Raw genomic sequence first — 8,167 nt, 5'->3', positions numbered from 1 at the left:
ACCTGGAGCCGAACCATACCTTTCGCGAGACCTTCCAATACAACAACCTGATGTATGTGGTGGCAGGCTATCTCGCCGGCCATGCGAACGGTACGAGTTGGGAGCAGCTTTTTCATGACCGTATCTTTGTGCCGCTGGGTATGACGCATTCCAATACGTCCGCACGCGAGATACAGCAGAGCCCGGATTTCGCTGCGCCGCACGAGGTTAAGAATGATGTGGCGACACCTATCCCTTTCTACGACTATCAATCCTTCGGTATCGGTCCGAACGGGGCCGTGAACTCGTCGGTCAGCGACATGTTGAAGTACCTCGCCTTCCATATGGGGGATGGTACGGCGGACGGGAAGGTGGTGCTTTCGCCAAAGCAGTTCACGCAGATTCATCGTGCGATCTCCGCTGACGGCGACCTCAGCTATGCAATGGGTTGGATCATCCAACACCGCGCCGGATATCGTCTGCTGTTACACGATGGATCCATCAATGGATTCACGGCAATGGTGGCCCTGATTCCCGAGAAGCACACCGCCATCGTTGTACTGAACAACRCCGAGACTGCCTTGCCGAAAGCCGTGACAGAGAACTTTCTCAGCCGTTACCTCGGTTTGCCGTTTCACGATCAGGTCGATGGTATCAAGCAGAATAACGATGCGGCGATGCAGAGGAGCGCCGCTGCTGATGCGGCATTCGAAGCAGGACGCCTGCCTCACGCACCCGCTTCGCTGCCGCTTTCCGCATATGCGGGAGAGTGGTTTCATCCTGCGTTTGGCAAAGTGTCTATGACGGCGGAGGGAGATGGACTTGATCTTCACTTCGACGCTCTGACGCTGCACTTCCGCCATTACAACTACGACACCTTCTCCGCGACCGATCCACTAACTGGCCGCCTGGTTGCGAGCTTTCATCTCGATGCTCAGGGCAAGGTAACGGAGCTTTCGATTCCGTTGGAGAGGACTGTGAAGCCGTTCGTCTTTACACGAGGAAATAAATAGCCCTTGCATTGCCCTCGGCGGCTAAAGCCGGCTTTCTTTCTGGTCCTTATATGACACGGCTAAACAGCTTGCGGAAAAACTCGACTTTTTCGGAACGAGCAAAAACGCCTCAAAAAAAATCGCGCCAGGATGCCCTATAAACGATCCGTAGCCATTGGGTGATKATTTTCTATCCTTCAATTTTTGCCGTTTGCGCGCGAATCGAGTTTTTCCGCAAACTGTAAAGCCGTGTCCTTAAACAAGGCATTCGCACCGTAGGTGCGAATCTGGCTTCGCCGGTAGTGCTTAAGGGCACGGCTTCAGCCGTGCCGTATTGATGCTGAAGATATGCGGCTTTAGCCGCTGAGGTCAATGCTTCGTCGTGCTCGGATACCTCCGGATCTGGACACACCCTATGGCTCGGCGAGTTCCTCTTCTTCTTCGGAGGAGGCTTTTACTTGTCGTCCTGCGGGTGTCTTTTCGAAGGCGAGGAGATCTCCCGGCTGGCATTCAAGAACCTCGCAGAGCAACTCCAGCGTACTGAACCGGATTGCTTTCGCGCGGCCGGTTTTCAGAACCGAGAGGTTCTGTGGCGTAATGCCGACCCGTTCCGCGAGGGTATTCAGCTTCATCTTCCGGCGGGCAAGCATTACATCGACATTCACAACAATTGGCACTGCGAGCGCTCCTTCCGCCAGGTCAGATTGTCAGTTCGTTTTCTTCGCGCATCGCCGCAGCCATCTCCATCAGCCACGAGATCACGATGACCGTCACGCCAATGGCGATTGAGTCCATGCGGAAGTAGAAGGAGTGGGGAAGGCGCTGCTCGGCTAAGACCACCGCGGCGGCAATCCATATAAGATTGGCCCCCGCCCACAGGAGAGCGGTTATCCCCAATTGCCGGATCTCGCCAGCGGACGCAACGGTAAAAATCTTGCCTTCCGTATAGTTCCGAAATAGCCGTTCCAGGTGATACAGCCCTTTGATGGGAACAGCGATCGCAAGCACGGCGACCACGGCCATAAGGATGCGTTGATATCCACCCAGTGAGCTCAATGGGATCGAGATATCGAAGGCACGGATGATTCCACCCCTTCCAATGCAGATGCCGGCGATACAGGCGAGCAACAACAGGAACATGACGAGCAATGCCGCCTGGCATATCCGTCTTAAAACCTGGCTGAACGACCGAATCCTATCCAGCTTTCTTTCGAGTTCGGAATCCATGAACGATACCTCCGTAGATCTCCAACACCATCGAAGAAACARTAAGGCGCTATAACTTCTTTGTCAATGTTTATTTATCGTTTTTCGATAGATAAATGTCGTTTATCGCTAAAAGCGACTCGCAAGCAACCCTTCCTTGAAGGGTAGCTACAAAATCGATGGCCTCGAGAGTGTCTCTGCCGCAAGCTTAGGTGCTTGGTTGCTCGTAAGTACAACCTTAAGAGCCAGTTCCGCAGTCTCATGAATCGCACTTCCTGCCTCGATCGGGCAGGAGAGCGATTAAAGAAGCACCAAGGTGTGTCCTGGACGCGGGTGAGGAGACTCATTCGCGTCATTTTTTCATTTCGATTACACCGACTGGAGGAGTTGCGCGATGAAGGTATTGGCTGATCCTACTGCTCTATCTCCGACAAATGGGAGCGATGACGAACTGCAGGTGATTGTCGAGACGCCTGCAAAAAGTCGGAATAAGTTTGCCTTCGATCCGGAGCAAGGGATTTTTGCGTTGAAAAAGATTCTGCCCGCAGGAATGGAGTTCCCCTATGACTTCGGTTTTGTGCCAAAGACAGAAGGTGGCGATGGCGACCCGCTGGACGTTCTGCTGCTGATGGACGCACCTGCATTTCCAGGAATAGCCGTGAAGGCTCGCATTCTGGGTGTGATTGAAGGCGAACAGATCGACGGCAAGAAGAAGATCCGCAACGACCGGTTGGTAGCCATTGCCATAGCCTCGCAATCGTATGCCGACGTCGAGCGCCTCGACGATTTGCCGAAGAAATGGATCCGGGAGATCGAGATGTTCTTCGTCCACTACCACAAGCTGGAAGGCAAGGAGTACCGGTTGCTTGGATGCAAGGGACCGAAGACGGCGAAGCGCCTGATTGCCTCTGCCCAGACGAAGTAGCGGGTGCCTCGTATGAGCGAATACCTGATTCGATTCGTCATTGGAGGAGCGGTCGTTACCGCATTTGCGATGGTGGGGGATGTCCTGCGTCCAAAGAGCTTTGCCGGCCTGTTCGGAGCGGCGCCTTCAGTCGCACTCGCGACCCTGGGTCTGACGATCAGGCACCAGGGAGCACAACTGGCCTCAATAGAAGCACGATCGATGATCTTTGGAGCGATCGCCTTCCTTCTCTATGCGGCCGCCGTCAGTTGGTGGTTACGGCGATTCCGTGGGAGCGCTGTCATATCGACGGTATGCCTGGTGCCGCTGTGGTTTCTTGCCGCATTCTCTCTGATCGCTGTCTTCGGAGGTTCCGGATCATGGTCGAGGTAAGACTGCGCGCCCTCAGGGATACGAAACTCCACGAGTTCCTTGTCCGTTTCGGCTTCGGAGGAGCTTGCACCGCGATCGCCGGATTTATCGCTCATCACTATGGACCGGTGGTCGGCGGCCTGTTTATGGCGTTTCCAGCGATCTTTCCGGCGAGTGTGAGCCTGGTGGAGTCGCAYGAGCGAGCCCGCAAACGTGAGATCGGCGTGGATGGCACACAGCGGGGACGTATGGCGGCGGCCATCGACGCCGCCGGAGCGGCCCTGGGCTGCGCAGGCCTTGTGCTGTTTGCCGCAGTGGTCTGGAARCTGCTGCCTCATCTCAATGCGGTGCTTGTGATTGCGTTGGCCTGCTGCGTCTGGCTGATAGCTACGCTGTTGTTGTGGGAGGTGCGTAAGCGGAGATTCTTTGGAAGGCCGCGGCGAAGAATAGAGGGACGGAGCCGTTGAAGAGCCGTCCAATATCGCGGTAAGAACTGGGTGCCCCCATCCATCGCAAATCGGGATCCCCAACGAACTTGGTTCGTTTGGGGTGGAAACGCGATGGGTGGGGTATTGGCAGGGCATCCGCTATGCAAATGCCTCCGCTCTCGTTGGTCGATACGAAATGACGAACTAAAGGCCGTTTGAGCTGCACTCGAATAGCTCACCCAAGTTCGCCGAGCGCCCGAAGCATCCCACCCATCGCGTTGCGATGGATGGGGCACCCAGTGTATTCGCTCATCGAATTCTGTCGATACGACACTAGTGTGGGCACTAGCGGTTGAGGGGAAAGACCGCTCGTACGCGAGGCTCTTTCAAGTAGAGCCCGATCCAGAGTATGGCGCCGAAGAGTACCGGCATGTACCAGATTGCCTGCTCCGCGCGCAGATGGGTGAGGGCGGCTGCACCGAGGTAAGCCGTGAGCAGGATCACGCCCACCACTTCGGTGATCGGAATCAGCGCCAGCAGGCCGCCAAGCAGCGCCACAGTTCCCATGTAGGGAAGGATGCTCATGGGATAGCCAAACTGCTTCAGACCGTCGATCACCATCTGTGCGTGGCGGAGCGAGTTAATGCCGCCCGAGAGGACAAAGAGTGAGGGAATCCAGATGAGGATGCGCCCAACCCACAGCGCGGCCTTCGAGGTACCTGCGGTTTCAACCATGAGGCAAGGTCTCCTTTAGAGGGTTCGTCCCGGGGGATACGGGACTGCCCGCCAAGGATACGAAATCCTCAGGAGTTGGGCTAGGGCAGCATGAAACTTAGGGCGCGGACGAGGTAGTCCTTCAGCTCGCGGCGCGGAACGACGGCATCGAGGAAGCCGTGCTCCAGCAGGAACTCCGCGCGCTGGAAGCCTTCGGGCAGCTTCTGGCGGATGGTCTGCTCGATGACGCGGGGACCGGCAAAACCGATCAGAGCTCCGGGCTCGGAGATATTGAGATCGCCCAGCATGGCAAAGCTGGCCGTAACGCCACCCGTGGTGGGATCGGTCATCAGGGAGATGAACGGGATCTTTTCGGCGTCGAGACGAGTAAGGGCCGTAGAGACCTTGGCAAGCTGCATCAGGGAGGCGATGCCTTCCATCATGCGGGCTCCGCCGGAGGCTGAGACGATGATGAGCGGGGTCTTGGTCTCGTAAGCGCGGTCCACAGCGCGGGCGATGGTCTCGCCGACGACTGAGCCCATCGAGCCACCGATGAAGCCATATTCCATTACCGAAAGAACGACACGATGCGGCCCCATCTGGCCGACAGCATTGATGATGGCGTCGTTCAGGTTGGTCTTGCGGCGGGCTGCCTGCAGGCGGCCGCTGTAGCTCTTGAGATCGGTGAAGTTCAGCGGGTCGGTGGAGCGCAGATCGAGGTCGACCAGCTCATAACCAGGCTCGAGCAGTAGATCGATGCGCGAACGGGCATCGAGGCGGAAGTGCTTGCCGCACTTGGGGCAGACTTGCAGGTTCGCTTCGAGATCAGCCTTCCAGATGATCTGCCGGCAACCCTCGCACTTGATCCAAAGACCTTCCGTTCGGACTGTCTTCTCTGTCTCGTCGTTGATGATCTCGTTGTCTTCGCGCTTAAACCAGGACATCCTGTTCGTAACCGCCTCGGCTATTTTACCGGAGCGGAGCATACGGTGCAGAACGGCGGAGGAAGAGGCCTCCCGCAGCACAGAGAACAAGGCCCCAGGCGATGGCAAACGAGAGTCGCAGCGCACTTTCCCGGCGCTCAAAAGGAAGCAGGCTCTGGCCCGCAACGACGTAGTTTCCGTTGGGCAGCGGACGGACGGTGAGTGCCAGACGCACACGATTCTCCGGCTGCYAGGTGATGACCGTACGGCCGGTCTGCCGAATACGCGGAAAGATCGCGCCGGGTGGGTGCGGAAAGGCTCCATGCAGCGTGGCGCTGGCAGCGATGGGTTCACCGGCAGGGTTGTAGATAGCGGCAAAGGTATGGTCAGAACGCAGCCAGTCCAGATCGCTGATCTCTTCTCGCGGCTGCAGGATATGCTCATCCGCTCCCTGTCCGAGCCTGGCGGCGATGCTCGCCACTGCCTGACGGGGCCTGACATCGGCCTGGCGGCGCACGATCTGTTGTGCCGTAACCGCCATCACCAACAGCACCAGGGTGGCGGCTCCAGAGAGCAAGATGGCGTGCAGCGGGCGCAAAGGTGTCGATACTCGCTCCCAAAGTCCGGAACCCAGGCTGTCGCGTAGATGGCCCAGAAGCAGCCGGCCGTGTCCCGATTGCTGCTCGTCATAAGCCTGGCGCGCAGCGTCAAGCAGCTGTTCGCGATACCGCTCGCGGAATGCCTTTGGATATAGGTACAGGGATAAAGCGTACATGCGGAGGAAACGATCGAGCTTCATGCCTTCACCTCGATGGGCCGTATGCCTTTGTCCTGAGCCATGGCGACGGCTCGCTGCAGCCGTGCCGTCTCTGCCGTAAGCACCCGCCTGCCGAGCTGGGTGACGCGATAGTAGCGCCGTCGCTCATCTTCAGAGAGACCTGTCTCCACGACAAGACCGGCGGTCAGCAGCCGGTCGAGCGTTCCGTAGAGCGTTCCCGGCCCCATGGAGACGTGCTCGCGAGCCTCCTGCATGATGGCGTAGCCGTGCTTTTCGCCATCGGCAAGGGCGAGAAGGATGGCGAAGACTGCCGGCGTTAGCGGAAGATGATCCTCGGGCGAAGTCCTGGCGGTGCTCATGGGAAGCACTTTACATCAGGAACAGATATATCCGCAACAGATATATATCAGCCGGCGACCCGGCGGCGGCTCTTCCGTGCCATGCCCGAGATGCCGCCCACCAGCGCCAAGAAAGCGGTAATGAAGACGGCGCGCATGCCGAACTCTGAGAGCATCTGACCGGCGTGGCCTTCGGGCGAACGCAGCAGGGAGAAGACGAGCTGTTGTTGCTGTGCACAGCCAGCGCGGAGAGCACCGCAGCGGCGGCGGCAACCACCAGCGACGAGAGCAGGGCCCGGTGCCAGTCGATGCGCGAGACACGCTGCAACGGCGGCAGATTGCCGGCGGCAGCTTCATCCTCCATCTGCTCTGCGGTGACATAGAGTTGCGCCGCTCCGCAATGAGGGCAGAAGGCGGAGTCCGCGGGGAAAGACTGATGGCACCGATGGCAGATTGCTTCCATGCTGCTAAAAGGCTAGCAGACGAACGTTATTTCGCGGAGACCAGTACCATGCCGTCGGCGCCCTTGCCGGAGAAGATGCTCTTTACCTGCTCCTGCTTGACCACATCCAGCTCGTCGATGGTTCCGGAGTGCAGGCTGGAGACAAAGGCACGCTTGCCGTCTTTGGTGATCACGACTGCCTGCGGGTATTCGCCCACTGGAATCACCTTCGTGACCTTCATCGTAGCCAGGTCAAGAAAAGCGACTTTATTGGCATGTACGAGACAAAGGATCAGAGTCTTACCGTCGGGAGTAATGGCGCCGCCGTAGCCGGAGGCCGGCAGCGCGACATAGTTCTTCACCTTATTGGTGGCGGTATCGATGACGGCGAGACGCGGCTCAACCTGGTCTGAGGTGAAGACGTACTTGCCGTCATTGGTGATGGTGATGCGCTGCGTGTTCTTCGAGATCGGGATGATGGTAACGAGCTTCTTTGCATCGAGATCGAGAACGGAGACGGTGCCGGGGCCGACGTTCGCGGTGTAGGCGTGGTGGCCATCCGGAGAGAGCACCAGCATGTGCGATTCTGCCTGGCCTGTCGGGATGGAATAAAGCACTTTATAGGTCTTGGGATCGATGGCTGTGATGCTCTGATCGATCTCGGTGGTCACCCACAAGACATTGCGGTGCGTGTCATAGACGGGCTTGTGCGGACGAACACCGTGACCGAAATTGATGGTGTGGATGATCTTGTGGCTGGCCACGTCGACGACCTGGATCTCCGCGCCGTCGGTGCCTGGCTTGCCGACACCGGCACTGCCGTACATGGGAACGAAGGCGATTTTGCCGTCGGGCGTGGTAGTGATCTCGTGCCCGGTGACACCGTTCTCGGGAATCGTGTCGATGACCTTGCCGGCCACGGTATCGATATAGGTGAGGCTCCGGTCCGTCTGATTGGTGACCAGGAGGGTGGACTGGGCCAGGGCAGAGGTAGCGAAAAGAGTGGCGGCAAGGGCGATTTTCATGGCAGGCAAGGATAGCAGGAATGCCGGAGTATTTGCCGGTAGAACCTTTTCCCTGTGGGTGTTGCG

The 8,167-nt window shown here is 58.0% G+C and carries 12 protein-coding genes; 4 read left to right on the top strand and 8 right to left on the bottom strand.

Translation table 11 applies throughout. The features are described from left to right. On the top strand, positions 1–992 hold a 992-nt coding region (locus AB4043_RS08620; RefSeq protein WP_442306863.1), incomplete at its 5' end, for a serine hydrolase. Positions 993–1,384: 392 nt separating this feature from the next. Here the strand turns inward: AB4043_RS08620 and AB4043_RS08615 are convergent. Both AB4043_RS08615 and AB4043_RS08610 read right to left on the bottom strand, forming a co-directional pair. Next, the gene (locus tag AB4043_RS08615; RefSeq protein ID WP_442303132.1) at positions 1,385–1,648 is read right to left on the bottom strand and encodes a helix-turn-helix domain-containing protein; all 264 of its coding nucleotides are present in this window, start codon (positions 1,646–1,648) and stop codon (positions 1,385–1,387) included. 22 nt (positions 1,649–1,670) lie between these two features. Continuing rightward, on the bottom strand, positions 1,671–2,198 hold the full coding sequence (locus tag AB4043_RS08610) for a DUF2975 domain-containing protein (protein ID WP_442303133.1): 528 nt from the start codon (positions 2,196–2,198) through the stop codon (positions 1,671–1,673). Between the two features lie 373 nt (positions 2,199–2,571). Between AB4043_RS08610 and AB4043_RS08605 the strand changes: the two genes are divergently transcribed. Genes AB4043_RS08605 through AB4043_RS08595 form a run of 3 tightly spaced genes read left to right on the top strand, consistent with a single transcriptional unit; the run spans position 2,572 to position 3,920 of the window. After that, positions 2,572–3,102, top strand: a complete 531-nt coding sequence (locus AB4043_RS08605) for an inorganic diphosphatase (RefSeq protein ID WP_442303134.1) — start codon at positions 2,572–2,574, stop codon at positions 3,100–3,102. Positions 3,103–3,114: 12 nt separating this feature from the next. Continuing rightward, a complete protein-coding gene (locus AB4043_RS08600; protein WP_442303135.1) occupies positions 3,115–3,474 on the top strand; it encodes a DUF3147 family protein in 360 nt (119 codons plus the stop codon). Then, entirely contained in the window at positions 3,462–3,920 is a 459-nt protein-coding gene (locus AB4043_RS08595; RefSeq protein ID WP_442303136.1) for a DUF3147 family protein, read from the top strand. The genes AB4043_RS08600 and AB4043_RS08595 overlap by 13 nt, the downstream gene beginning before the upstream one ends. Before the next feature lie 306 nt (positions 3,921–4,226). Here AB4043_RS08595 and AB4043_RS08590 read toward each other — a convergent pair whose 3' ends face one another. From AB4043_RS08590 to AB4043_RS08565, 6 genes are all read right to left on the bottom strand, one after another. Then, positions 4,227–4,616: a DoxX family protein gene (locus tag AB4043_RS08590; protein ID WP_442303137.1), complete on the bottom strand. Its 390-nt coding sequence runs from the start codon at positions 4,614–4,616 to the stop codon at positions 4,227–4,229. Between the two features lie 80 nt (positions 4,617–4,696). Further along, positions 4,697–5,539, bottom strand: a complete 843-nt coding sequence (gene accD / locus AB4043_RS08585; protein ID WP_442303138.1) for an acetyl-CoA carboxylase, carboxyltransferase subunit beta — start codon at positions 5,537–5,539, stop codon at positions 4,697–4,699. 25 nt (positions 5,540–5,564) lie between these two features. Next, complete coding sequence (locus tag AB4043_RS08580; RefSeq protein WP_442306862.1) at positions 5,565–6,317, bottom strand: hypothetical protein; 753 nt, start codon at positions 6,315–6,317, stop codon at positions 5,565–5,567. Continuing rightward, complete coding sequence (locus tag AB4043_RS08575; protein WP_442303140.1) at positions 6,314–6,655, bottom strand: PadR family transcriptional regulator; 342 nt, start codon at positions 6,653–6,655, stop codon at positions 6,314–6,316. Before AB4043_RS08575 ends, AB4043_RS08580 begins: the two co-directional genes overlap by 4 nt. A 10-nt stretch (positions 6,656–6,665) precedes the next feature. Next, a complete protein-coding gene (locus AB4043_RS08570; protein ID WP_442306861.1) occupies positions 6,666–7,097 on the bottom strand; it encodes a hypothetical protein in 432 nt (143 codons plus the stop codon). Between the two features lie 26 nt (positions 7,098–7,123). Continuing rightward, a partial coding sequence (locus tag AB4043_RS08565) for a cytochrome D1 domain-containing protein (protein ID WP_442306860.1) occupies positions 7,124–8,167 on the bottom strand: 1,044 nt, incomplete at its 5' end.

Source organism: Terriglobus sp. YAF25 (assembly GCF_052113305.1).
Classification (GTDB): domain Bacteria; phylum Acidobacteriota; class Terriglobia; order Terriglobales; family Acidobacteriaceae; genus Terriglobus.
The sequence above is the reverse complement of the archived record's forward strand: the minus strand, read 5'-3'. Positions and strand labels throughout refer to the sequence as shown.

Bases quoted from the DNA above. Each gene is read 5' to 3' on its own strand.
- AB4043_RS08610 (WP_442303133.1), bottom strand. From the start codon at position 2,198: ATGGATTCCGAACTCGAAAGAAAGCTGGATAGGATTCGGTCGTTCAGC.
- AB4043_RS08605 (WP_442303134.1), top strand. From the start codon at position 2,572: ATGAAGGTATTGGCTGATCCTACTGCTCTATCTCCGACAAATGGGAGC.
- AB4043_RS08600 (WP_442303135.1), top strand. From the start codon at position 3,115: ATGAGCGAATACCTGATTCGATTCGTCATTGGAGGAGCGGTCGTTACC.
- AB4043_RS08590 (WP_442303137.1), bottom strand. From the start codon at position 4,616: ATGGTTGAAACCGCAGGTACCTCGAAGGCCGCGCTGTGGGTTGGGCGC.
- accD (WP_442303138.1), bottom strand. From the start codon at position 5,539: ATGTCCTGGTTTAAGCGCGAAGACAACGAGATCATCAACGACGAGACA.
- AB4043_RS08575 (WP_442303140.1), bottom strand. From the start codon at position 6,655: ATGAGCACCGCCAGGACTTCGCCCGAGGATCATCTTCCGCTAACGCCG.
- AB4043_RS08570 (WP_442306861.1), bottom strand. From the start codon at position 7,097: ATGGAAGCAATCTGCCATCGGTGCCATCAGTCTTTCCCCGCGGACTCC.